The 23,095-nt window shown below is 51.4% G+C and carries 22 protein-coding genes; 12 read left to right on the top strand and 10 right to left on the bottom strand.

From position 1 onward, the window contains the following. Positions 1-34: 34 nt before the first annotated feature. The 3 genes from JTN23_RS08015 to JTN23_RS25985 form a co-directional block, all read right to left on the bottom strand. A complete protein-coding gene (locus JTN23_RS08015; protein ID WP_247233676.1) occupies positions 35-838 on the bottom strand; it encodes an anti-sigma factor in 804 nt (267 codons plus the stop codon). Further along, positions 835-1,380: an RNA polymerase sigma factor gene (locus JTN23_RS08010; RefSeq protein ID WP_247233674.1), complete on the bottom strand. Its 546-nt coding sequence runs from the start codon at positions 1,378-1,380 to the stop codon at positions 835-837. Before JTN23_RS08010 ends, JTN23_RS08015 begins: the two co-directional genes overlap by 4 nt. 194 nt (positions 1,381-1,574) lie before the next feature. Continuing rightward, positions 1,575-1,631, bottom strand: coding sequence for a hypothetical protein (locus JTN23_RS25985; RefSeq protein ID WP_409049440.1), 57 nt, complete (start codon positions 1,629-1,631; stop codon positions 1,575-1,577). Between JTN23_RS25985 and JTN23_RS08005 the strand changes: the two genes are divergently transcribed. From JTN23_RS08005 to JTN23_RS07980, 6 genes are all read left to right on the top strand, one after another. Next, positions 1,605-1,832: a hypothetical protein gene (locus JTN23_RS08005; protein ID WP_247233672.1), complete on the top strand. Its 228-nt coding sequence runs from the start codon at positions 1,605-1,607 to the stop codon at positions 1,830-1,832. The two genes, JTN23_RS25985 and JTN23_RS08005, sit on opposite strands and share 27 nt — an antisense overlap. A gap of 222 nt (positions 1,833-2,054) precedes the next feature. Beyond that, entirely contained in the window at positions 2,055-3,341 is a 1,287-nt protein-coding gene (locus tag JTN23_RS08000) for a metal-dependent hydrolase family protein (protein ID WP_247233670.1), read from the top strand. Positions 3,342-3,492: 151 nt separating this feature from the next. Next, complete coding sequence (locus JTN23_RS07995; protein WP_247233668.1) at positions 3,493-4,815, top strand: MFS transporter; 1,323 nt, start codon at positions 3,493-3,495, stop codon at positions 4,813-4,815. 86 nt (positions 4,816-4,901) lie between these two features. Next, positions 4,902-5,498, top strand: coding sequence for a hypothetical protein (locus JTN23_RS07990; RefSeq protein WP_247233666.1), 597 nt, complete (start codon positions 4,902-4,904; stop codon positions 5,496-5,498). Positions 5,499-5,699: 201 nt separating this feature from the next. Next, the gene (locus JTN23_RS07985; RefSeq protein ID WP_247233664.1) at positions 5,700-7,031 is read left to right on the top strand and encodes a GntP family permease; all 1,332 of its coding nucleotides are present in this window, start codon (positions 5,700-5,702) and stop codon (positions 7,029-7,031) included. Between the two features lie 104 nt (positions 7,032-7,135). Then, positions 7,136-8,257 carry a Gfo/Idh/MocA family protein gene (locus JTN23_RS07980; RefSeq protein ID WP_247233662.1) on the top strand — a complete coding sequence of 374 codons (1,122 nt, stop codon included), beginning with the start codon at positions 7,136-7,138 and terminating at the stop codon, positions 8,255-8,257. Positions 8,258-8,260: 3 nt separating this feature from the next. Here the strand turns inward: JTN23_RS07980 and gldF are convergent, their stop codons facing one another. The 5 genes from gldF to gcvH all read right to left on the bottom strand — a co-directional run bounded on the left by gldF (position 8,261) and on the right by gcvH (position 12,013). After that, a complete protein-coding gene (gene gldF, locus JTN23_RS07975; RefSeq protein ID WP_247233659.1) occupies positions 8,261-8,989 on the bottom strand; it encodes a gliding motility-associated ABC transporter permease subunit GldF in 729 nt (242 codons plus the stop codon). 65 nt (positions 8,990-9,054) lie between these two features. Continuing rightward, positions 9,055-9,570, bottom strand: a complete 516-nt coding sequence (locus JTN23_RS07970) for a DUF4199 domain-containing protein (protein ID WP_247233657.1) — start codon at positions 9,568-9,570, stop codon at positions 9,055-9,057. Positions 9,571-9,669: 99 nt separating this feature from the next. Then, entirely contained in the window at positions 9,670-10,236 is a 567-nt protein-coding gene (locus JTN23_RS07965; protein ID WP_247233654.1) for a DUF4199 domain-containing protein, read from the bottom strand. Between the two features lie 20 nt (positions 10,237-10,256). Further along, the gene (locus tag JTN23_RS07960; protein WP_247233652.1) at positions 10,257-11,543 is read right to left on the bottom strand and encodes a dihydroorotase; all 1,287 of its coding nucleotides are present in this window, start codon (positions 11,541-11,543) and stop codon (positions 10,257-10,259) included. Between the two features lie 89 nt (positions 11,544-11,632). Further along, positions 11,633-12,013 carry a glycine cleavage system protein GcvH gene (gene gcvH, locus JTN23_RS07955; protein WP_247233649.1) on the bottom strand — a complete coding sequence of 127 codons (381 nt, stop codon included), beginning with the start codon at positions 12,011-12,013 and terminating at the stop codon, positions 11,633-11,635. A 174-nt stretch (positions 12,014-12,187) separates the two neighbouring features. Here gcvH and JTN23_RS07950 point away from each other — a divergent pair, with 174 nt between their 5' ends. Beyond that, positions 12,188-15,751 (top strand): ThuA domain-containing protein, encoded by a 3,564-nt coding sequence (locus JTN23_RS07950; RefSeq protein ID WP_247233647.1) that lies wholly within the window; start codon positions 12,188-12,190, stop codon positions 15,749-15,751. A 156-nt stretch (positions 15,752-15,907) separates the two neighbouring features. Next, entirely contained in the window at positions 15,908-16,462 is a 555-nt protein-coding gene (locus tag JTN23_RS07945) for a hypothetical protein (protein WP_247233645.1), read from the top strand. A gap of 257 nt (positions 16,463-16,719) precedes the next feature. Here JTN23_RS07945 and JTN23_RS07940 read toward each other — a convergent pair whose 3' ends face one another. Both JTN23_RS07940 and JTN23_RS07935 read right to left on the bottom strand, forming a co-directional pair. Then, positions 16,720-18,057, bottom strand: coding sequence for a hypothetical protein (locus tag JTN23_RS07940; protein WP_247233643.1), 1,338 nt, complete (start codon positions 18,055-18,057; stop codon positions 16,720-16,722). 248 nt (positions 18,058-18,305) lie between these two features. Continuing rightward, the gene (locus JTN23_RS07935; RefSeq protein ID WP_247233641.1) at positions 18,306-18,842 is read right to left on the bottom strand and encodes a pyridoxamine 5'-phosphate oxidase family protein; all 537 of its coding nucleotides are present in this window, start codon (positions 18,840-18,842) and stop codon (positions 18,306-18,308) included. A 228-nt stretch (positions 18,843-19,070) separates the two neighbouring features. Here JTN23_RS07935 and JTN23_RS07930 point away from each other — a divergent pair, with 228 nt between their 5' ends. The 4 genes from JTN23_RS07930 to JTN23_RS07915 all read left to right on the top strand — a co-directional run bounded on the left by JTN23_RS07930 (position 19,071) and on the right by JTN23_RS07915 (position 23,070). Further along, positions 19,071-19,616 (top strand): hypothetical protein, encoded by a 546-nt coding sequence (locus JTN23_RS07930; RefSeq protein WP_247233639.1) that lies wholly within the window; start codon positions 19,071-19,073, stop codon positions 19,614-19,616. A 143-nt stretch (positions 19,617-19,759) separates the two neighbouring features. Further along, entirely contained in the window at positions 19,760-20,365 is a 606-nt protein-coding gene (gene kefF / locus JTN23_RS07925) for a glutathione-regulated potassium-efflux system oxidoreductase KefF (protein WP_247233636.1), read from the top strand. Continuing rightward, positions 20,362-22,281: a monovalent cation:proton antiporter-2 (CPA2) family protein gene (locus JTN23_RS07920; protein WP_247233634.1), complete on the top strand. Its 1,920-nt coding sequence runs from the start codon at positions 20,362-20,364 to the stop codon at positions 22,279-22,281. The genes kefF and JTN23_RS07920 overlap by 4 nt, the downstream gene beginning before the upstream one ends. 81 nt (positions 22,282-22,362) lie before the next feature. Beyond that, on the top strand, positions 22,363-23,070 hold the full coding sequence (locus JTN23_RS07915) for a 3-keto-disaccharide hydrolase (RefSeq protein WP_247233632.1): 708 nt from the start codon (positions 22,363-22,365) through the stop codon (positions 23,068-23,070). The last annotated feature ends 25 nt before the right edge of the window (positions 23,071-23,095 follow it).

Raw genomic sequence — 23,095 nt, 5'->3', positions numbered from 1 at the left:
GCTTTTCTGTACATTATGTTGTATCCAATCAGCACTACACGTTGCCTATCACATACATCTGCTCAAGGGTCGGATTAGGGCTTCCGCCCTCCTGCTCGAGTGTAATGGCAAAGGCCGCCGTACCCGGCTGCGTAGCTTTCATTTTCAATATTCTACCTTCAAATTCCTGGTCCAGCACCCCCATATCCACCGGGGTACCGTTTACGATACTCCATAGCTGGTACTGCCGGTTAGAGGGTGGAGCAGGTAGTTTCTGTACATCCAGCAGTACTTCGTTAGTAGCCTGGTTCCAGAAGGCCACCACATGGCTCTCCGGCGATCTTTCCACACCTGCCATCCTCACCACTTTGTAGTCGGTGCTGCGGTACAGGTTAGCTAGAGTCTGTTGGTACTCAGCTTCGCTTCTGATCGATTCTACTTCCGCTGTCAGGCTCTCGTTTTGTGCCCGGTACGCCGACATCTGATAGAAGGCCCAGCCCAGCAGCACCGCCAGTAGTACCGACGCCGCCACGGCCAGCGATGCCCAGAGGGGTCTGGTTGTAGTAGTCCCGGTCCCGATCGGTACTACGGTAGCCCCCTGGTCCTCGTCCGTATCCACCTGTCCGGAAATAGGCCCAAACTTCATCTGAGCGAATATCTTCCCTTTCAGGTGAGCCGGTGGAGGTGTCTGGTGTTCAAGCGCATATTTTTCCATCGCTTGCTCCAACTTCAACAGTTCGGTTTTTATTTCGGGATATATTTTAGACAAGCACTCCACTTCCTGCTTTTCCTGTGAGGAAACGGCACCTAACACGTATTCTTCCAAAATGCCTGACTCTATGTAGGCCTGAATATTCATACTGAAAAATAATTTTTAAGATCCTGTAACGCTGTTCGGATGCGTGACTTTACCGTACCTAGGGGTATACGTAGCTGTTCGGATACTTCTTCCTGTGTGTAGCCCTGAAAATATACCAGGTCAACAAGAATCTTCCGTTCCGGCTTCAGCTTTTCTACCAGCGACTTCAGATCCATGGTGGATGGGGAGGGCTGATAACTGGCATGTTGATCCGCGCGATCAAGGTTCTCCTGTATATCATCAAAATCAGGCTTTCTTCCTTCTGCTCTTACCGCATCTATACTGGTGTTGCGAGCTATATTCAGCATCCAGGTAAATAGCCTTCCTTTGTCAGGATTGTACGAAGAGATACTTCTCCATATTTTCAAAAAAGCTTCCTGCATCACATCCTCAGCCTTTTCGTTATCACGTACTATCCTACAGATCACATTATACAGAGCTCCGGAATAATGATCGTACAGATACTCAAAAGCTGCCTGCTCATTCCTTTTCAGAGAAGCAACCAGCTCATCTTCGGTGTATTTTAGTTTTGGGGGTGCCAAGGGTTGCTTTTTGTTATAATTTCACCTTTCGGCAAGCTAACAAAATTTGTACAAGGCTTTATACCTACTTTACAAAATTTTATAAAATACATAAGCAGTTGCCTGATTTATCCCCGGCCCCTTCTTATGTAACCAATAGTATAAAGCTTACGTTCTATGTATAGTGAAGTATATAGCTACTGATGTATCATGGCTTAACCAGGCAATAAAACTGTATCAATGGAATGAATGACACCATTGGACTGATACACATCGCAGATGCTTACGCTGGCTGCCTGACCTTCTCGTCCATTACCATAGCATCACGATCTCCGTTTATCCGGGCCGCCAGAGTACCTCCCGCCGGGGCAGTTAGCTTTGCGCCCCCCCGTACCGGCATTGCTGTGTTTCATCAGTTCATTACCATCCAGCTGGTCCGATACATAGTGGTACGTTTATGTAGCTGGCACTGACATCGCAGAGCCTGGTACACAGGCAAGTACATTTAACTTTTTCATGGCTTTTATCCGGTTGATTTTTAAAGATACTTACGTCCAGCGCGTTAGTATGGATGACTACAATGCCCAAATTCCCTAAATATTTTTGCGCTACTACTTTTAAAAGGTTTCAAGAGGAGTCGATGCCTCCAAAAATGTTTAATTTGTATTTTGCTGTTTTATCTCTTTCTCTACCTAATGAAAAAACTCTATCTTCTTGCCGCTGCTCTGCTAAGTACCCTCGCCTTTACGGCCCATGCCCAGCGTACCCTCATCCACTGTGGTAACCTGCTGGATGTAAATAAGGGCGAAGTACAACGCCAGATGACCATTGTATTGGATAAGAACAAGATCACGGCCGTAGAGCGCGGCTACAGCCGGGCCGCCGCCGGTGATAAAGTCATTGACCTCAAGAACAAGTACGTACTGCCGGGGCTCATAGACATGCACGTACATCTCGAGAACGAAACCCGCCGGGGCGGCTCCTACGACCGTTTCATTCAGAACCCGCCCGATGTAGCCTTCCAGGCCGCCAAGTACGCCAAGACTACCCTGCTGGCGGGCTTCACGACGGTACGTGATCTGGGAGGTAGTGGGGTGAATATAGCCCTCCGCAACGCCATCAATAAAGGGCTGGTAGAAGGGCCGCGTATCTTTACCTCGGGTAAGTCTATTGCCTCTACCGGCGGCCACGCCGACCCGACCAATGGCTACCGCAAAGACCTGATGGGCGATCCCGGACCGAACGAAGGCGTGGTAAATGGTGCCGACGACGCCCGTAAGGCCGTACGTCAGCGCTACAAGGACGGCGCCGATGTGATCAAGATCACCGCTACAGGCGGGGTACTTTCTAACGCCAAAGACGGACAGGGTCCGCAGTTTACGGAGGAGGAAGTAAGGGTAATCGTAGAGACGGCCCATGACTACGGCTTTCATGTAGCGGCCCACGCCCACGGAGCCGAGGGCATGAAACGGGCTATACGGGCCGGGGTACAGACCATCGAGCATGGTACCCTCATGGACGACGAAGCCATTGAGCTGTTCAAGAAACACGGTACATATTATGTACCTACCATCATAGCCGGACGTACCACTGCGGACTCCGCCCGCATCATGGGGTACTACCCTCCCCTGGTTACTCCCAAGGCACTGGCCATTGGTCCCAAGCTACAGGCTACGTTTGCCAAAGCTGTAAAGTCGGGGGTGAAGATTGCTTTCGGTACCGATGCCGGTGTATATCCGCACGGGTACAATGCCAAGGAGTTTGAGTATATGGTGGAAGGGGGTATGACGGCTATGGAGGCGATCCGGGCGGCTACCGTTACCAACGCTATGCTGCTGGATATGAGCGAGTCGCTCGGGAATATAGAGGCCGGCAAAATGGCCGATATCATAGCCGTGGAGGGGAATCCCCTGCAGGATATCAAAACCCTGCAGAACGTTACCTTCGTTATGAAAGACGGTACCGTATACAAGCAGCAGTAAGCGGTAAATAGGACATATCTTTCCTGTATACAACCCTGGGACGCCGGTCTCAGGGTATTTTTATACAATAGCAGGAAAAGCTTGCAATACTCCCATTCAGACTCCTTAAATTAGCCACACCAAAGGCTATTTCTCTAAACCCTCTCCTTTTATGACTTCCGAACGCATCGGCAACTACCGCTGGCGGATTGTTATGCTTCTTTTTGCGGCCACCACTATCAACTACATTGATCGTAACGTACTATCCTTTACCATGATAGACGACGACTTCAAGCGGGAGATGATCGGACTGGCACCGGGCCAACCTATCACGGTAGCTGATAACATACTTTACAAGGAATGGATGGGGTATGTTGATGCGGCCTTCAAATGGGCCTACGCCATCGGCTACGTACTGGCTGGCTGGCTCGTTGACCGCATTGGTACCCGCCGGGGCTATGCTATTTCTATGTTTATCTGGAGTATTGCCGGGGTACTCAACGCCTTTGTGGGCTCGGTGCGCACCATGAGCATGACCCGCTTTATGCTGGGCCTGGGAGAGGCTGGTAACTTCCCATCGGCCATCAAGACTGTCGCCGAATGGTTTCCCAAGCGCGAGCGCTCCTTTGCCAACGGTATATTCAATGCCGGTACCAACGTAGGTATCATTGTCACAGCCCTTACCGTTCCCTGGATCACCCTCAACTACGGCTGGCGTACGTCCTTCATTGTGACCGGTCTGCTAGGCTTTGTGATGCTGGCTATCTGGTGGACTACCTACCGTCGCCCCGCCAAGCACCCCCACGTCACCCAGGCCGAACTGGACTACATCAACAGCGATCAGGAAGCAGTACCTTTCAGACGTATCCCCTGGGCGAAGCTCCTGACCTACCGCCAGACCTGGGCCTTTGCCCTGGGCAAGTTCATGACCGACCCGGTGTGGTGGTTCTACCTGACCTGGCTGCCTGACTTCTTTAACTCCAACGAAGCCCTGGATCAGAAACTAGATCTGAAAAGCATCGGTATCCCCTTCCTGATCATCTATCTGGTATCGGATGCGGGGAGTATCTTCTTTGGGTGGCTGTCGACGAAATTTATCCAGATGGGCTGGTCCATCAACCGCGCCCGCAAGACCACCATGCTCATCTGCGCCATCTGTGTATTTCCGATATTTATTGCCTCTACCACCAACAACATCTACGTAGCCGTAGCGCTGATCTCGCTGGCTACGTCGGCGCATCAGGGGTGGTCGGCCAATATGTACACTTTTGCTTCGGACCTGTTCCCCCGGCAGGCGGTAGCCTCCGTGACGGGTATTGGTGGAATGTGCGGAGCTATTGGCGGTGCTCTTTTTGCGGCCGTGACGGGTATCATCATCGGGCGCGTTGGGTACCAGCCGCTGTTTATCATTGCAAGTGGTACCTATATTGTGGCGCTGGCGATCATTCATTTTATCGTACCGCAGATGCAGCCTGCCAATGTAGAGGAGGTGTAGTAAGATTTTTATACAATATTTTTTACTTCATTCATTTACTATCTTTCCCATTAGTTTAAAAGCGGAAACGAAATCAAAAGCCACTTATGGACACTCTGGAACAAAAGCGTCTTTTTACCAAGAAGATATTTACATTAAAGGATGATGAAGTTGAAATTTATGATAAAAGTGTAAACGAGGAAGTCCTTTACTCAATTGACTACTTAGAGCTCGGGGTAAAAGTATTCAAGAAATCTGATTCGACTATCTTGGGAGAATTATTCATCTCAGCTTTCTTCTTTTTAGAGTTCGGTATGTTAATATACACATTACTCTTTGAGCCTGAACTGCAAAAATTAGCTTTCTGGTCACTGGCAAGCGCCTTCTTTTTAGGCGTTTATCTTGTAATTAGGTTCAGCTCCAAGAAGAAAATGATCTATTTATCAGGAGGCCAGAAAGTTTTAGAACTCTTTCAGGAAAGCCCTAATCAAGCAGCAGTAGATTACTTTATCGAAGAGATAATAAAAAATATAAAAAAAGCTCATAAAGCAGCATACCTAACTTGGGAAGATAATACTCCCTTAGAAGTAAAAAAGAGTCAAATTGAATATTTAAAGAGAATAAAGATAATAAGTGAGGATGAAATGAATAGTATACTAACTGAAATTGATCAAGACACAGAAGGGAAACCTATTGGATTCTAATAAAATTTCTATTATTTACTCCTCAGTTTTATCGCAGCAAGCAGAGTCAGTAATCAGTATAACTACTCCCCTTATATGGCTCGTATCTGAACTTGGCTTATGGTTATGGACTGAGGCATCGCTTTTAATTACATCATCTATTTTGAGAGTTTATCCCACTCCCCTAATAAACTTATACAAGATACTCGCACAATTTCCTACATGTACCTCATAGCCGTTATCCTGCTGAGTATCCTCTTCATCGTAGTAGGTACCGCCCGGTTCAAGCAGCATCCCCTACTGCTGCTGTTACTGGCCGCATTGGGTGTGGGACTGGCTACCGGACAACCGGCCACTGATCTGATCAGAACCATCGGCCGGGGCTTTGGTGACTTGCTGGGTGCTATTGGGCTGGTGGTAGTATTGGGGAGTGTAGTAGGCGTAGTACTGGAACAGTCGGGTGCGGCACAGCGCATTGCCGACGCGGTACTCCGCTTATTCAGCGAGAAACGTCCGGCTCTGGCTATGGCTTCCATCGGTGCGGTGGTAGGTATACCTGTATTCTGTGACTCGGGCTTTATCATCCTTTCCAAATTGAGCCAGCACGTTGCCAAACGTACGGGAGTAAGTCCTGCGGTCACGTCGCTGGGACTAGCCGGCGGCCTGTACACGACGCATACCCTGGTACCTCCTACACCCGGTCCCATTGCAGCGGCAGGCAATCTTGGTGCGGAGCCTTATCTGGGTATTATTATAGGCTTAGGCTTAGTCATCATGCTCCCCAATATCCTGCTGATCACCTGGTGGGCCCGGCGAGCCGGGAGCTCGCTCACGCTGTCTCTTCCCGAAAAGGATACGGCTGAATCCACCACCCAACTACCCTCTCTTTCGGCTTCGATGATTCCTATTCTGGTACCCCTGCTGCTTATTACGGTAGCTTCTTTTGGGAGCCTGCTGGGTTTACCTGAGTCGCTGGCTGGTCCGGTTTCTTTTCTGGGCAATCCGCTCATTGCCCTGCTATTGGCAGTATTTCTTTGTGTCCCACTACTTCGTCATTCAACAAATAGTACCTTAACACAAGCCATTTCAGAAGGCATTGTTCAGGCCGGGCCTATCCTGGTACTTACGGGAGCCGGAGGCGCCTTTGGTGCGGTACTGAAAGCCACTCCCCTGGCGGAGGTAGTCAGCGGGTGGCTGGGGGGCGAAGCGCTGAGTGGCGTGGGATTACTCCTCTTTGCGTTTTGTACTGCCGCCTTTCTCAAAACCGCGCAGGGCTCTACTACCTCATCGCTGGTCATTACCTCTTCTCTGCTGGCTCCGTTTGCCGTGCAGGCCGGCTTTGATACCGGTCTGGAACTGGCCCTACTGGTAGCCGCCGTAGGCAGCGGGGGTATGGTCGCCTCCCACGCCAACGACTCCTACTTCTGGGTTGTATCGCAATTTAGTGGCCTGAACAGCCGCGACGCCTACCGCAGCTTTACAATACAGACCCTCCTGCAGGGCCTCGTCAGCATCATAACGGTGCTGCTCCTGTATCTGCTCTTACAGGTATAAAGCATCCTGCGCGGCTCAGCCTTCCTCCAAAGTTTTATTTGTTCGAAAGTAATTTTACTTTCACCCATTCTTTATTATCACTAAACCAATCAACACTATTTTGTATGTCAACCCGTCGTGACTTTTTACAGAATCTAACTTTGGGTGTAGGCTTTACGGCCGTGGCCCAAAGTCTTATTTCCCCGGCTACCGCTTCTCCCGCACCTTCCAAACAAAAACCTGCCCGCAAGCTGCGCGTGGCTATTATGGGATTGGGCAGCTACGGTACCCGCGTGGCCGAGGCCATGGAAAAATGCGAAATGGCCGAGTTGACTGGTATTGTCACCGGTACGCCCGCCAAGGCCGAAGCCTGGAAGAAGAAGTACAACATTGCTGACAAGAATATCTATACCTACGATACCGTCAGCCAGATTAAAAACAATCCGGACATAGACGTAGTGTACGTAATTACACCCAACTCGCTGCACCACAAGCACGTGATACAGGTAGCCAATGCCGGCAAGCACGTAATCTGCGAAAAGCCATTAGCTGACAACGCCAAGCAGGCCCGCGAAATGATTGCTGCCTGTAATAAGGCTGGTGTGAAGTTATACGTAGGGTACCGCCTTCACTTCGAGCCCCACACCCGTGAGGTAATCAGCATGCGCGAAGGAGGTGAATTCGGTAAAATCATGTTTGTAGATAACACCTGCGGCTTCAAGATAGGCGACCCAACCCAGTGGCGGCTCAAAAAGGCCCTGGCCGGTGGCGGTGCGCTGATGGATGTGGGGGTCTATAATATCAACGGAGCCCGCTACGCTACGGGTGAAGAGCCGATATGGGTAACAGCGCAGGAGATCAAGACCGATCCGGTAAAGTTTAAGGAAGTAGACGAAACCATTACTTTCCAGATGGGCTTCCCAAGTGGAGCTATTGCCAACTGCTCTACTACTTACAACTTCAACCACATCGGGCGGCTGTACCTGGTGGGTGAAAAAGGCTTTGCAGAACTGGATCCGGCTTTCGGCTACGGACCTATCAAAGGGCGTACCCACAAAGGAGAACTCAAACAGCCCGTAGTAACGCACCAGACTGCCCAGATGGATGGCCTCGCCGACTGTATCCTGAACAACAAGCCCGACCCGAACATGACCGGTGTCGAAGGACTGAAAGATATGGTGGTAGTTGATGCCATCTACGAATCGATCCGGCAGGGCGGCAAGAAGATCAACATTGCCAAGGTATAAGCCTTACCTCCTCAACCGGCCTATCCGCCAGTACGTCAGATAGAGAAAAAAAGCCGTCAGGCTGAGCAGATACACTACATTGCGCGAGTCGACCAGGCCCCGTCCGAGGGCCTGGTACTGCTCGTCCAGGGCTATCCACGAAAACACGGAAGCCAGGCTACTGCTCCCGAGTAGCTGTGACAGAGCGCTAAAGCCTACGTACCACACAAAGCCCAGGAATACCCCCAGCACAAAAGCCACGATCTGGTTGTCATTGAGCGAAGAGGCCCACAAGCCCATGGCTACCAGTACTCCGCTCAGCAGCAGAAGCCCGATGTACGAACCCACTACCGCCGCCGAATCGATATTGCCGGGCGGATTGCCCAGCCAGTACACACTGAGGTAGTACAGCAAGGTAGGCAGCAGGGTAAGCGCTACGAGCAGCCAGTTGGCCAGGAACTTACCCCCTACCAGCGCCCCGTCGGTCAGGGGTTTGGTAAGTAGTAGTTCGATAGTACCGTTGCGGATTTCCTCCGCCACCGAGCGCATGGTAATGGCCGGAATCAGGAACAACAGTACGTAAGGGGTAAGGGTAAAAAAGGTATTGAGGTCGGCGTAGCCGTAGTTGAGTACACTGGTATCCGGAAAAACCCACACGATCAGCCCTACTGCAACCAGAAAAGCCGCCATGACGATGTAGGCGATCAGCGAATTAAAAAAACTATTTACTTCCTTACGAAATATAGCAAACACAAAAGCTCCTTTTGGTTATTGGAATAACATGAACACAAGCAGTAACGTACACAGCGCCCCTCTTCTTATTCAAATACCGGACGGGTTTTACGCATGACGGCCGCTACCACCAGTGAAATGATAAACCCAATGATCAGATAGGTGATAACACCCGTAAAAAACATAATCCCCGGCGACATAAACTTCTGCGAGATCGCCATGGCCTGGTCAATCTGGGCATCGTCCAGTCCACGGCCTTCCATTTCTTCACGCGCCCGATCCAGCGACTGCTGCATGATGGTCGTATCAATAAATTCCATGTAGAACATCGTAAAGGTAGCCGCCAGCACCCCCACGATGGCCGCCACTAGCGAGCCGGTACTCAAGCCTTCCCCGTACGTCATAAACCCTCCGCTCTGCTCCCGGTAGTCTTTCATAGCCCATACAATCCCCCCGATCAGTATAAAAAATGACAGGGAGGCCAGTGCCCGGTTCTGGGCCAGACCACTTACGTTGATAACTGTTGAATATACAATGACAGCAACCGCTGTAATGACCCCGTACTTCAGGGCAACACGCGCAGAAGACACATTCTCTTGCATACAGGTAGGTTTTAGGGTTATGAATAGTGATGCCAATATAGTAAAACCTGCATTATTACAATACCAGATCTGGACGAATGGTTCTGGCCGGAGAGCAGGCTACTGCTTTCGGGGATCCTGCATGATACTGTAGTTCTGGCGGCGCAGGATCATGGAAATGATAATAATGGGTAGTATCCCCATGAGCGTTTTCTTACTCAGCTCATCCGAAATAACCTCTGATCGCTCGGTAGCTGCTACGTTGCGGAGCATATTCTGAAACTCGGCTTCGCCGATATTCTTGACCATTTCGGCTTTGCCCTGTATCAGGAGCTGGTGCATCTCGGCCAGGTAGTTCGTAAACACGGCCGGATCAACGTACGTAATAAAGAAGTAGATCAGCCAGCCATTGACCAGAGCCGCCAGGGTATTGACAATGTAACAGATCGATAGTGCCTCCCACAGGTGCAGCATCCCGTTCCCGATGTTCTTGCGGTAGTACCAGCAGGCCGCCGCCATCATAATGACATGAATACCAAAATCAAGTGACTTCTTATTACCCAGCGGTGTTACTCCTATAAAGTACAGGGCCAGAAAGAATATAAATGCCAGGAGTCCCGTAATGCCACCAAAGGCAAGAGGTACCTTGAGCAGGGGTCTCCTGAAAAAATCTAAAATATAATTCATAATACAGTTAACAAGATCCGCTATTCAAACCAGCGGAAACTACCCTGGTTCACTACTCCACAGACCCGTCCCCGCAGCACCTTGCCCAGGAAAGGGGTGTTCTTTGACTTTGAGTAGGTACGCTCAAAACTCCACTCTGCATCCGGCTTAAAAAGAGTCAGATTGCCCGGTTTGCCTACTTCAAGGGAGACCTGAGGCAGACGCAGGATTTGCCGCGGCCTACTGGTCAGTTTCTCTATAACCGCCTCCAGAGCCAGGCCACTGTGCATCTGGGTGAGCGCAAAGGCCGTTTCCAACCCGGTGATACCAAAGTCAGCATGATCAAACTCCAGGTTTTTACTCTCCTCATCGTGCGGACTGTGATCCGACACTACGGCATCAATGGTACCATCCGCTAAGGCCTGCCGTACCGCCTGGGCATCGGCCGCACTACGGAACGGAGGATTGACCTTCAGGTTGGTATCAAAGTCCATCAGATCGCGGTCCTCAAAGGCAAGTTGGTGTGCCGCCACATCGCACGATACCGGCAGTCCTTTGGCCTTGGCTTCCCGGATCAGCTCCACCGCTCGTGCCGTAGACACCAGCGAAACGTGCAGCAACGGTAGTCCGGTCGCCGGCGTAGTGCTTTTTTCCAGCGCGTATTCCAGCAGCTTCAGGTCGCGGCTCAGCATCATTTCTTCGGCCAGCGCCGGCATTCCTTTCAGTCCCAGTAAGGTACTGGATACGCCCTCGTGCATCTGCCCAAACAAGGTCAGCTGGCGATCCTCGGCGCGGTTCATGAGCAGGGCGTTCAGCGGACTCAGGTACAGGAGCGCTTTCAGCAGAATATCGGCGTTCTGGATGGGATGCTCCCCGTCGGTAAAGGCTACCGCTCCTGACGTATGCAGGTCGATCATTTCGGTGAAGTCAACGCCCTCTGCCCCTTTTGTAACGGCGGCCGCGGCGTGTAGTACTACCGGCCCACCGTTACCGGCTTTCCTGACATAGTTAAGGGTATCCTTGGCGTCCACCACCGGACGTGAGTTAGGCAGCAGTACGATTTCGGTAAAGCCTCCGCGTGCGGCCGCTTCCTGTACCGACTCTATGCTTTCCTTGTGCTCGTAACCGGGGTCACGCGAGGCTACGCGCATGTCGATCCAGCCAGCCGACACGCACAGGCCGTTGCCTTCTTTGACCTCAGCGCCATCGGCCGCGAGACCATCCCCGATCTGAGCCAGGGTACCGTTTTCAAGTAGCAGATCCTTTACCTGTCCGTGCAGCGGAGAGGCCTTATCAATAATACGAACCGAACGTAGTAGTACTTTCATCTATCTTAAAACAACGCTATGGCTTTTCAACACCTCCTGTTGGTTATACTCAAAAAAAAAGCTCCTCGCGGAGCTCAAAGGGAAGCTGATCAGGCGCCTATGTACTGTCTGTACTCTTCAGCCGACATCAGACCGTCCACTTCACTGGGATCAGATACCTGCAGGCGAATCATCCAACCCGCTCCGTAAGGATCGTTATTTACCGTTTCGGGAGCGGCATCCAGTACCGGATTGAGTTCCAGAATCTCGCCCGAAACCGGCAGGAAAAGATCGGATACCGTCTTGACGGCCTCCACCGACCCGAACACGTCATTGATTGAGAGAGTTTCGCCTACGGTAGTTACATCTACATATACAATATCTCCCAGCTCGTTCTGGGCGTGATCGGTGATACCTACCACAGCAATGTCACCTTCGAGGCGTATCCACTCGTGGTCTTTGGTATATTTAAGTTCTTCGGGGAATTGCATAGAATAGATCTGATCTTTCAGTTTGTATGACTCTAAAATTAAGCTCCGCAAATTTCAGGATGTAAGGGGGATTTTCCAAATAAGATTTCTTCCTCTTTTTTGAAGAGCAGTATAGTAGTTTTTAAAAAAAATTGCATTCTAATACCGTACATCAGAAAAGATTCCATCAGAACAATGCATTTGAACCTGTTTTCGTCCGAATCCCGGTCTACCACGCCCCATCGATGGTGGCTTTATACCTTCTGCGCACTGGGAGTATCCGCAGGAATTTACTCCTGCACAAACAGCAAACAGCCTGCTAACACCAGCAATAGCAATCTGCCCGTCAGCCAGGTGCAGGCTGCCGCAGCGTCGGCTGCCGCAGCATCGGCTGCCGCTCCACCGCGGGTACTGGTATTTTCCAAAACCAAAGGCTGGAAGCACAGCTCCATTCCGTTTGGTAATGCGGCCGTTCAGAAGCTGGGCAGAGAGAATAACTTCCGGGTCGATACAACCAAGAATGCGGCTTACTTTACCGACGACAGCCTGCGCAACTACGCAGCCGTTATCTTCAACTGCACCACCGGCAACGTATTGAATGCTGAGCAGCAGGCTGCTTTTGAAAGGTACATCCAGGCGGGCGGAGGCTACGTGGGTATCCACTCCGCCTCCGATACCGAGTACGAGTGGCCCTGGTACGCCAAGCTGATGGGGGCCCACTTTGCCGATCACCCACTCAACCCCGGTGAACGTGTAGCCTCTATCGACGTAGTAAACAAGAATCACCCATCGACAACGCACCTGCCTGACCGCTGGGAACGTAAGGACGAATGGTACAGCTACCGCTCGTTCTACCCCGGCCTGAACGTACTGGCCTACCTGGATGAGAACACCTACGACAACGGTACCAACGGAGCCAATCACCCCATAGCCTGGTACCACGAGTTTGACGGAGGGCGCGCCTTCTATACCGGCGGCGGCCACATGGATACGAGCTACGACGAGCCGCTGTTCCTGCAGCACATCCTGGGAGGCATCCGGTACGCCATGGGTGAGGGCAAGCCCCTTGACTACAGCAAGTCATACGCCGTAACGGTACCCGAAGAAAACCGCTTCGTGAAGACCATCCTGGTCAATGACCTGGACACCCCCATGGAGCTGGCCGTAGCCGACGACGGCCGGGTATTCTACACCGAGCTGCGTTCGGCCAACCTGTACGTCTATAATACCCGCACCAACCAGAACTCGGTAGTACATCGCTTTGACGTGGCCACCAAAGGAGGTACCGGACTAATAGGCGTGACCCTGGACCCAAACTTTAATAAGAATAAGTGGATCTACCTCTACTACTCCCCTCCTACGGACAAGGAGCCGATCCTATTCAACCTGTCCCGCTTTACGGTAAAAGATGATAATACCCTGGATCTGGCTTCGGAGAAAGTCCTGCTGCAGGTACCGGTGCAGGAGAATAGCGGCGCGCACCACGGCGGCTCCCTGGCGTGGGACAAGGAAGGCAACCTATACCTCTCGACCGGCGACAGCTCCAGCCCTTTCCCATCCAATGGCTACGCCCCTGTTGATGAGCGTCCCGGGCAGGAGTACGTTAGCCTGGATGCCCAGCGCTCCTCGGCCAACACCAACGATCTGAAAGGAAAGATACTGCGGATCAAGCCCCAGCCGGATGGTACGTACACTATTCCCGAAGGAAACCTGTTCCCCAAAGGTATGGCCAAGACCCTCCCTGAGATCTATACCATGGGACTGCGTAACCCGTACCGTATTGCCGTTAATCCCAGGACTTCGGTACTGTATTGGGGCGAAATCGGCCCCGACGCCGGTAAGGATAGCATCCAGGGTCCACGCGGATACGATGAATTTAACCAGGCTAAGAAAGCCGGTAACTACGGCTGGCCGTACTTTGTGGGCAACAACTACGCCTACACCAAGTGGGACTTCGCTACTCAGAAGGCCGGTCCGCTGTTCGACCCTAAGGCACCGGTCAACAATTCACCCAACAATACCGGTCTGACGAATCTGCCTCCCGCTACACCGGCGATGATCTACTACCCCTACGCCGCCTCGAAGGAGTTTCCCGAACTGGGGCTGGGTGGTCGCAGCGCCATGGTGGGTGAGTTCTATACCTACGACAAAAACTCCCCTTCCAAGACCAAGTTCCCCGCCTACTACGATGGTACCCTGTTTGCCTTCGACTGGATGCGCAACTGGGTAATGGCCTTCCGCTTCGACGAGGACGAAAACTTCCTGCGCGCGGAGCCTTTCATGACCGCCAATGGCGATTTCCGTCGCCCGATTGACCAGGCCTTTGGTAAAGATGGCGTGATGTACATGCTGGAGTACGGCTCGGTATACGGTGCCGACAACGAAGATGCCCGTCTGGTGAAGATTGAGTACAACACCGGCAACCGGGCTCCTATTGCCAAGGCTTATGTGATGGATTCGGCGGCGGCGGCGCAGCTACCGAAGCGGGTATATTTAACCTCCGAAAACCGCTACGTGTCTACCCAGAAAGAAGCCGTCGGTGAAGCTCCGCTACGTGTGATGTTTGGCAGCCGCGGTACCGCCGACCTGGACGATGATGATGAGATCACCTACCAGTGGCTGTTTGACGGGAAGACCGTAGGCTCTACCCGCCCCATTGCTTCCTACACCTACACGAAGCCTGGTACCTACCACGCTGTCCTGAAAGTAACGGACAAGGCCGGACTCGTAGGTACCGATACCATCGTTGTGAAAGTAGGTAATGCCCTGCCCCAGGTTGCGATTACGACTCCCAATAACAAGTCGTTCTTCTGGGAGAACAAGCCCTTTACCTATGAGGTAAAAGTGAGCGATAAGGAAGATAAAAAGATTGACCCGAAGAAGGTAAAGGTATACTTCAGCTATAATCCTCAGCCCAGTACGCTTCCCGGTACGGCTCCTATCGGCCACCAACCCGAGGCTCCGGTGGCAACGGCTTCGCTGGGTAGCAGCCTCATCGCCAACAGCGACTGCAAAGCCTGCCATACCGTAGATAAAGTATCCGTAGGACCATCGTTTACCGCGGTGGCGCAGCGCTACAAGGGACAAGCCAACGCCCTGGCTTCGCTGTCGGCCAAGATCATCAACGGCGGGGGCGGCAACTGGGGTAAGGAGCACGTGATGAGCGCCCACCCGCAGATATCTACGCAGGATGCCAACGAAATGGTGAAGTACATCATGTCGTTGGGTGAGCCTCAGAAGCAACTGACTACCCTACCGACTCAGGGCGTCGTCAAGCTGACCGAACACAAGAAGGATGAGCCAAGAGGCCAGTACACGGTAATGGCTACCTACACCGACAAGGGCGGTAACTCCATAGGACCGCTGACGGGTACCGATGTAGTGACGCTACGCAATGCTAAGGTACAGACCGTATACGCCGACGCGCACGTAGGCTTCCCGCGCTGGGGCAACCGCCTGAGCGGTGGTAACCATAAGGCCTACATCCTGCTGAAAGACGTTGATCTGACCAACATCCGGAAGTTCCTGTACGAGTACAGCTCGGGCAAGCAAGGTGAAATATGGGTACGGATCGACTCGCAGGCGGGCCCCGTGATTAGCCGTGCCTCCTACTCCCCTACCGATGGTAAGCCGGGTACTGTCACGGGTGAAATCACTACACCTATCACTGGCAAGCACGATGTGTATTTCGTAGTAATGAAGCCCACCAAGCCCAACGACAACATTATTACGTTGTCTACGATTGAGTTTAAAGAGTAGGTGGATAGGTGTTAGCTATTATCTTTGAGAATGTATACGGCCAGATTAGGATAATCTGGCCGTATATTTATTAGTAGGCTGATGCACTTATGCCGCTTGGCAGTGAAAGTAAGTAGTTTCGTATACACCAATGTTAGCAATACTTAAAACAAAGCAATGAAACGATTAATTTTGGGAGCATTAAGCATCTTTTTTCTCTTCATCCTTTGTGCCTGGGCAGTTTTACCATCAGCACATAGTCGGGATAGCATAGTTATTTCAGTTAACTGTAAATGGATAGGAAAGATGGGCCAGAAAACAATTGCCGTAGGAGCTGCAAAACCAGTTTTAAAGAACATCCAAACTGGACAACGCTACAAAGTTGAATATAAGAAGAAGCCCTATACATTCTTTTATTCCATTCCAAAAGGTGTTTATGTAATTGAAGAAATAGTACTTGATGCAGGACAGGCTAAAGCAAAAATGAAAACTTCGGATTTGACGAATAGCTTCGAAATTGACAAGCCGGGTATTTATTATCTTGGTGGTGTTGATATTATAGACTACCAAACAAGATTTGAGTATAAAGTTCATGATAACAGCACACATCAAGCAGACATGAACGAGATACGAGAGATACTTGCAACTAAATTAAAACTGCCAGTTCCAATCAATATAGATTTAATTGAAGGGGTTTTCATCAAAGAAAGATGGGAGAGACAGAATATATAGCATTGATACAACAAAGCATATATCTCAACCTGCTGTTGCCCGGCTTCGACGAGCAACCTCTATCCGATAGCACCTCCGGCGCGTAGCTAACAATACTTCTGCTATTAAACCCTAATCTTCCACCGCCCAGAGGGCTTCAAAATAATTACCACTCGTCGCAGCCGAGCGGCCACAACGGAGACATATAAAACAGCTACGGCCCGAGCAGAAATGCTCGGGCCGCGCTTTTTACTATTTTCTGTCTTATTGGCTGAAAATCAATTCACCCGCTTTACCCTGAATTTGGCCTTGAACTCCTTAGCCGGTGGGTCGAATTTTCCGGTAATAAACAGGTTCGCCGAAATCTCTCCTTCTATAAATCCACCGATGGGAGCCCACTTGGTAATGGTGACGGTACCGCCGGTGTATTGGGTATTGAGGCCGCACCCTCGCTCGGTACAGATCTGGTAACTGCTGCTGTACTTTTCACTCCCTTTGGCATGACCGGTATTTACCGTAACCGCAGCAAACTGTCCTTTTTCCTGATTGCCAAAAGAGTAGGTTCCCACGCCTATCGCCTTCTCCTCCGGGCCGGTGATCATAAGATCAAAGGTTTGGTTACCGGTCATGTAGGAGCTAATACTAAACTTGTTGCGGGTATCTACCCGGATGCTGCCATTCTCGTAGTCTCCGGGGTTAAAGAGCTTCACGCCATTGAGGGTATATTCCAGGAACTGCTCCCCCCCGATCTGTATCTCTTTTTGCAGCAGGAGTACATCCTTCCCTGCGTAGTTTCGGGTAGGGTCGTTTTTGTTTACAATTACGTTGAAGTTGCTTAGCCGCACGCCTACTCCTACCGGATTTACCTCAGGTACCGAGGCAGGTGCTTTGAAGGTAGCGGCACCTGGCTTGTCAGGGGTTACAGTACCTCCCCCGTAGTTGATGGACCAGTCAAACTTCGTGCGCGAATTGCTGTATTCCTGCAGGACGCCCAGCTTGGGATCGCCATCCCCGGTCAGGTCGTAATTCATGTACTCCATTACTTTGAGCTTAGTGGATTCACCCTTGTTCAGGTAGCTGTTGTCGGCCACCAGCAGGATAGTCTCAAAGTAGGTCCAGTCACTGAAATGGGTGGTTTCTACCGTCAGCGTCTTGCTTTCCTTGTTTAGAAAAGTGTTCGTAGCTACCCGGTAAAAGCCATCGGCATCCTGGTAGGTAAGGTACAGAAACTCCGGATTACCGCCCTGCAGGGTAGTACCCTCGTATGAAAGCGTCAGCGTAACGGGTTTGCTAAACTTCACTCCCTCGGGCAGCAGCCGGTACGAGCGGCCCGTGCTGCCGGGGAAGGTATTTTCGACCTGCTGGATACTGAAAGTAGTGGCAGCGCCTACGGCACCGGCAGGTACGGAGAGGCGGATGCTATTATCAGGCATTTGTAGTTCGCCACCACTGGGCCCGATGGCTTTGGTAACGGGCGCCCCCATCAGCGCCCCATGCCTTGTTTTGATCGGTTCGACGGTGGTGGAGCCTTCGGTGGGTTCAGGAATGGAGTTTTCGTGGCAGGCGCTGGTAGCTACCAGGAGCATCAGCAGAGGCAAAAGTGTAGAGATTTTCACGGCTATTAGTAATAAAAAAAGATTGAATGTTGCTGATACAAAGTAAGAGAGTTGCCCCTGGCTGCCCTATGCAGAAATTACTCATCTGAATAAAAAAGCTCTTCATTAGTAGAATTAGCGGTATGAAACGTAGCACATGGCCACCTGCTGGTTAATCTGGTTCAGGTTATCAGCCAGCGCGGCCCGGGCATCTCTGCCCGGGCCGCGCTGTTTCATTCAGTTCTTTGACTCCTACCTATTTCAAGTACCTACACCTTCAGTTCTCCTTCTATGGAGTCATCCAAGGTTTTACCCAGCATGGCTCCTACCGTCATTTTCATGAAGGCTATGGCATTGCCATGCTTGTTGTCCCAGTAGTACCCTTCCCTGGCTTCCACTTTTATAACCGTAATACGGGGATCGTCTATTCCTTCCGTAAACCATGTTCTCAGAATAGGATCCCACAATTCCTTGATCAATGTCTTATCGGTTGAAATGGTAGCGACTCCATTGACGCTCAGAAAATCAGAATGGGCCGTTCCCTGGAACAGCAGCTGGACTATATTATCCTGCTTGATCTCCTGGTTCTTATGGCTGTCACTGGCACTCAAAAACCAAAAGGTACCTGACTCATCTACTTTCTGTACCGACATGGGGCGTACTTGTAATGCGTTGCCTGTTCCGATACAGGTACAGAAAAAGCAGGTATTGTTTTTTTCGGCCAGCTCTTTCATGCGTTTACCCGCTTCGGTACCGTGCAGGTCTTCGTGATTCTTTTCCGGTTGCTGCTGATTGATGCTATTCATAAGGCTTTGTATTTTAGATATAATTTGACCAGAAAGTCTGGCAGTAGTTTTCTTATCTTAAAAAGACTATTCCAGCGTTTTTCAGGAAAACGGCGACTCCTCTGGAATTGCACTAAACGTATATATACTGCCGTACAACTCTTAACTACCATAGCGGATAGATTTGTGCCTGTCCCTGCTTTTTGAGCTGTCATCTTCCTTTCCTACCCTACACTCAGGTCATGCTTTATGAACAGGAAAAAAACTACTTTTGCGACCTTTGTATGGAGAATTACAGCCACGCACACAGTGGCTTATTTCATTGCCGGTATCTTTGCCCTAGTACTACTGGATTATGATACCTTTTTTGGGGTTGGCGCCCTGTCCTTTATGCGTCCCACCGCCTCCTACTGGGTGGCAGCCGGTCCGGGATTACAGGTTATAAGGGGAGTGCTTCTATCCTTCTTTTTATTCCCGTTCCGAACGATCTTTTTTGAAACCGAAAAGGGCTGGATTAAATTTTGGCTCCTATCCTTTGGCCTTAGCTACTTACTTACCCTCTCGGCGGCTCCCGGTTCATTTGAAGGGGTAGTATACACCACTATTCCACTCAGGTATCACCTCATTGGGCTTCCCGAGTCCCTTCTCTATCTGACACTATTCACCCTGTTGATGTGGGGGTGGTATAGGTACTCCAGAAAGATTGTCGATATAGTAGCTATCACACTGGTATCCCTGATCGTGCTTATGAGTTTGATGGGAGTACTGGCGGCTTTGGGCCTGATAAAGACATAAATCAGGAGCTCATGAAAGAGCTGGAATAGCCTACCCACTCCCACCAGTGCTTCCATTTCTCGCCCGTTTTTGCTATTTTGCAGCAGTCCGGCTTCCAATGGAGCCGGTGGTCCAGCGTTAGTCAGATCTGCCCACCTTGTCCCATGCTCAACCGAGTCCTTATCATCTTTGCTCACCCGCTGTTTGAGAAGTCCCGCATAAACCGGGAGCTGGTGAGCCAGGTACCCTCGCAGGAGGGCATTACTTTCCATGACCTGTACGAACTGTACCCGGACTTCAATATTGACGTAGAAGCCGAAAAAGCGCTGCTACTAGCGCACGACGTCATCATCTGGAACCATCCTTTTTACTGGTACAGCTGCCCGGCCCTGCTGAAGCAATGGATCGACATGGTGCTGGAAGTAGGCTGGGCCTACGGCCCCGGAGGTACAGCCCTGCAGGATAAGGTGGTCATGCAGGTATTGAGTACGGGAGGGCCTCAGGCCGCCTACCAGCACGGCGGGCACAACCGCTTCACCATCCGGGAGTTTCTGGCTCCCTTCGAGCAGACGGTCCGCCTGTGCCGGATGCACTACCTGCCGCCTTTTGTGGTCCACGGTGCGCACCGTCTGCAGCCTGCGGAAATCCGGGCGCAGTCCGCTGAGTACGCCTCCCTGCTGCGCACCCTGCAGGAGGAGGCCCTGGATGTAGCCCGGCTCAGCCAGTATACCTACCTCAATGAATGGATCAAAGAAACTAAAGTCTTATGAATGGTGATTTTCTCGCTCAGGCCCTGGTGTACCTGGCGGCGGCGGTATTCTGCGTTCCCATCGCCAAAAAAATCGGCATGAGCTCGGTGCTGGGGTACCTGCTATCGGGCATTGTCATTGGGCCCTACGCACTGGGTTTTATCGGACAGGAAGGGCAGGACATTATGCACGTAGCAGAGTTTGGGGTAGTCATGATGCTCTTCCTGATCGGTCTGGAACTGGAACCTGCCGCCTTCTGGCAAATGCGCCGGTCTATTGTAGGCTTTGGTACCGCGCAACTGGCAGGTACTACCCTGCTGCTACTGGCGCTTTTTATGGCCCTGGGCTGGTCCCTGACCATGGCGCTGGCCGTGGCGCTGGCACTGTCCATGTCGTCTACGGCCATTGTTCTGCAGACTTTGAAAGAAAAAGGCCTGTCCAACACCATTGCGGGGAAGTCGTCTTTCTCGGTGCTGCTCTTTCAGGATATTGCTGTTATTCCCATTCTGGCTATACTGCCGCTCCTGGCTACTACGGCCGTACTGCCGCACGAGTCAGGCCACCACTCGCTCATAGACGACCAGCCTGGCTGGATCCAGACCATCCTCGTGATCGGGGCGGTAGGGGCTATTTACGCCGTAGGTAACTACGCAGTGGTACCGCTGCTGCGCTTGGTGGCCAAGACCGGCCTGCGCGAGATGTTTACGGCTTCTTCGCTGTTGCTGGTGGTCGCGGTGGCTTTCCTGATGCAGCAGGTAGGGCTAAGCCCGGCGCTCGGTAGCTTTGTCGCTGGCATGGTACTGGCCAGCAGCGAGTTCAGGCACGAGCTTGAAAGCGACATCGAGCCCTTTAAGGGCCTGCTACTGGGTCTGTTCTTTATCGGGGTAGGAGCCTCTATCAACTTCCAGCTGCTGGCCGAGGCACCCTCCCAGATTGCAATGCTCGTGAGCCTGATCATCGGGATTAAGCTTCTGGTCCTGCTGAGCATCGGAAAAATCTTTAAACTCAAACATGATCAGAACTTCCTGTTTGCACTGGGGCTGAGCCAGGTAGGTGAGTTTGCCTTCGTACTGTTTTCATTCAGCAGTCAGCTCCAGATCCTGGATTCCGACTGGACCGGTAAGCTCACCGCCATTACGGCCATCAGTATGATGACGACCCCCGTGCTGCTGCTGATCAACGAACGGTTCATTGCTCCTTACTTTGGTACCAAAGAAGCAGTTGAGGAAAAAGCAGCCGATAGCATTGAAGAGCACCATCGGGTTATTATCGCGGGCTTCGGGCACTTTGGCAGTACCATCGGGCGACTGCTGCGGGCCAACGGGGTCGAGGCTACCATTCTGGACAATAACTCCGACCAGGTGGAGTTGCTGCGCAAGATGGGCTTTAAGGTCTACTACGGCGACGCCACCCGCCTGGACCTGCTGAAGGCAGCCGGAGCCGGCGAAGCTACCCTGTTCATTGCGGCTATTGACTCCCCCGAAATCAACAAGGAGCTAATCCATACCCTGACGAAGCATTTTCCGGGACTGAAGGTCCTGGCGCGGGCCCGCAACCGGTTCGACGCCTATGAGCTGATGGAAATGGGCATCACCAACATCTACCGCGAAACGCTCTATACTGCCGTACACCTGGCCGTGGATGCGCTGAGCCAGCTCGGCTTCCGCAAGTACAGTGCCACCCGTCAGGGACAGAAGTTTATCCAGTACGATGAGAGGGGTTTGACCAAACTGGCCTCATCCCGGCACGACCTGAGTGAGTACATCATGACCGCCCGGCAGCAGATCGAGTACCAGGAAAAACTCCTGCACGACGACCTCATGCAGAACTTCTCGTCCGAAGACCACTCCTGGGACGGTACCTACGTTCGCGACAACCTGCTGCAGGCGGATGAACAGCCCCTGACTCCATCGGATGTTTCGGCCCGGAAAGAGTAATATCTTATGCAAAAGAAAGCCGAAGGAGGCCGTAGCCTCAACAACTATCCAGCTTTATAAAACCCCTATTTAAAACCTCTCATGAAAAAAGTAGTACTCTTTGCCGCCTCCCTCCTGTTTATGCTCGCCTGTAACAACTCCTCTGAAACTTCCGGCCAGGAAGAAGATACATGGGAGACCTTATTTGATGGTACTTCTACGGATGCTTTACGTGGATACGGGATAGATACGTTTCCGGAGGGAGTCTGGTACGTAGAAAATGGCGCCCTGATCGCTAATCCTGATACGGCCAATCGGGATCTGGTTACCAAAAACCGATACGAAAACTTTGAACTGGAGTACGAATGGGCGGTTGATACGGCCGCTAACTCCGGTATATTTTTTCATGTACAGGAAGATCTGGCCATGGAAGCAGGCAACGGCAATAGTCCCAACTGGCTGGATAATTTTGAAATACAGATTTTGGATGACAAGTACTTCAATGATACCGCGGCCGTGCGGTCGGCCGGGTCATTGTATGATCTCATTGTTCCTACGAATAAGCAGCTGAAGCCGATCGGAGAGTTTAACCAGGCCCGGCTCATCTATAACAATGGCCATGTAGAGCACTGGCTCAATGGCAAGAAGGTACTGGACTTTGATAAGTATAGTCCGGAGATGGAAACGCTGCTGGTCAATAGTAAATTCAAAGAAAACCCCGAGTACCACTCGGACAAAGAAGGCCACATCATGTTCCAGCACCACGGACAGCGGGTTTACTTCAAGAACATCCGCGTGAGAAAGATATAAGACCTCTAAATAACAACGCGCCCCG

It is taken from the genome of Telluribacter roseus (assembly GCF_017355915.2).
GTDB lineage: Bacteria > Bacteroidota > Bacteroidia > Cytophagales > Spirosomataceae > Telluribacter.
This window is presented reverse-complemented; position numbering and strand designations above follow the sequence as displayed.

Bases quoted from the DNA above. Each gene is read 5' to 3' on its own strand.
- JTN23_RS07990 (WP_247233666.1), top strand. From the start codon at position 4,902: ATGGACACTCTGGAACAAAAGCGTCTTTTTACCAAGAAGATATTTACA.
- JTN23_RS07950 (WP_247233647.1), top strand. From the start codon at position 12,188: ATGCATTTGAACCTGTTTTCGTCCGAATCCCGGTCTACCACGCCCCAT.
- JTN23_RS07915 (WP_247233632.1), top strand. From the start codon at position 22,363: ATGAAAAAAGTAGTACTCTTTGCCGCCTCCCTCCTGTTTATGCTCGCC.
- JTN23_RS07995 (WP_247233668.1), top strand. From the start codon at position 3,493: ATGACTTCCGAACGCATCGGCAACTACCGCTGGCGGATTGTTATGCTT.
- JTN23_RS07980 (WP_247233662.1), top strand. From the start codon at position 7,136: ATGTCAACCCGTCGTGACTTTTTACAGAATCTAACTTTGGGTGTAGGC.
- JTN23_RS07945 (WP_247233645.1), top strand. From the start codon at position 15,908: ATGAAACGATTAATTTTGGGAGCATTAAGCATCTTTTTTCTCTTCATC.
- JTN23_RS08005 (WP_247233672.1), top strand. From the start codon at position 1,605: ATGAATGACACCATTGGACTGATACACATCGCAGATGCTTACGCTGGC.
- JTN23_RS07935 (WP_247233641.1), bottom strand. From the start codon at position 18,842: ATGAATAGCATCAATCAGCAGCAACCGGAAAAGAATCACGAAGACCTG.
- gcvH (WP_247233649.1), bottom strand. From the start codon at position 12,013: ATGCAATTCCCCGAAGAACTTAAATATACCAAAGACCACGAGTGGATA.
- JTN23_RS07920 (WP_247233634.1), top strand. From the start codon at position 20,362: ATGAATGGTGATTTTCTCGCTCAGGCCCTGGTGTACCTGGCGGCGGCG.
- kefF (WP_247233636.1), top strand. From the start codon at position 19,760: ATGCTCAACCGAGTCCTTATCATCTTTGCTCACCCGCTGTTTGAGAAG.
- JTN23_RS07930 (WP_247233639.1), top strand. From the start codon at position 19,071: ATGAACAGGAAAAAAACTACTTTTGCGACCTTTGTATGGAGAATTACA.
- JTN23_RS07985 (WP_247233664.1), top strand. From the start codon at position 5,700: ATGTACCTCATAGCCGTTATCCTGCTGAGTATCCTCTTCATCGTAGTA.
- JTN23_RS07970 (WP_247233657.1), bottom strand. From the start codon at position 9,570: ATGCAAGAGAATGTGTCTTCTGCGCGTGTTGCCCTGAAGTACGGGGTC.
- JTN23_RS08000 (WP_247233670.1), top strand. From the start codon at position 2,055: ATGAAAAAACTCTATCTTCTTGCCGCTGCTCTGCTAAGTACCCTCGCC.
- JTN23_RS07960 (WP_247233652.1), bottom strand. From the start codon at position 11,543: ATGAAAGTACTACTACGTTCGGTTCGTATTATTGATAAGGCCTCTCCG.
- JTN23_RS07965 (WP_247233654.1), bottom strand. From the start codon at position 10,236: ATGAATTATATTTTAGATTTTTTCAGGAGACCCCTGCTCAAGGTACCT.
- JTN23_RS08015 (WP_247233676.1), bottom strand. From the start codon at position 838: ATGAATATTCAGGCCTACATAGAGTCAGGCATTTTGGAAGAATACGTG.